General features: G+C 54.3%; 1 protein-coding gene. It reads left to right on the forward strand.

The window, feature by feature from the left end:
• The coding region (locus tag Ga0451573_RS19000; RefSeq protein ID WP_231685768.1) for a hypothetical protein at nt 1–365 on the forward strand (365 nt) is incomplete at its 5' end.
• Between the last annotated feature and the right edge of the window lie 81 nt (nt 366–446).

Raw genomic sequence — 446 nt, forward strand, 5'->3', positions numbered from 1 at the left:
TGCTGGACATCATGTCGATGAGCCAGTTTCTGATGATGCTCGGCGGGATCATGGGGCCGGTCGCCGAGGCCGGCGCCGAGATGCGCGTTCAATGGTTCCGATACCTCATCACGCGATTTGAACCGACAGACATTCCGCAGGCTCAGATGGTCGGGTTCATGCAGTCGATGTTTGCACAGCAAATGCTGAGAAACCACGTGCTGAAGTCGACAGCGATTTCTGATGCGTCGATCAAGAAGCAAACTTTATACGAGGTCGAGCGGGGCGAGTTTGTCCGCGCGACTTACGATAGAGCCATAGAGAGTCTGAACGCGGCCAACGCGGAGATCGTTGAGCTCATCCACGGTGTCTGGGGGCGAAAATGAGATACTTGTCAGCCGGTTTTTTTATCATTTTGCGCAGTCAACTCAATGGTTTGTCGCCTTTGACAGCACGATCGGAGGGCA

The organism is Phosphitispora fastidiosa (assembly GCF_019008365.1).
Taxonomy (GTDB): domain Bacteria; phylum Bacillota; class Thermincolia; order Thermincolales; family UBA2595; genus Phosphitispora; species Phosphitispora fastidiosa.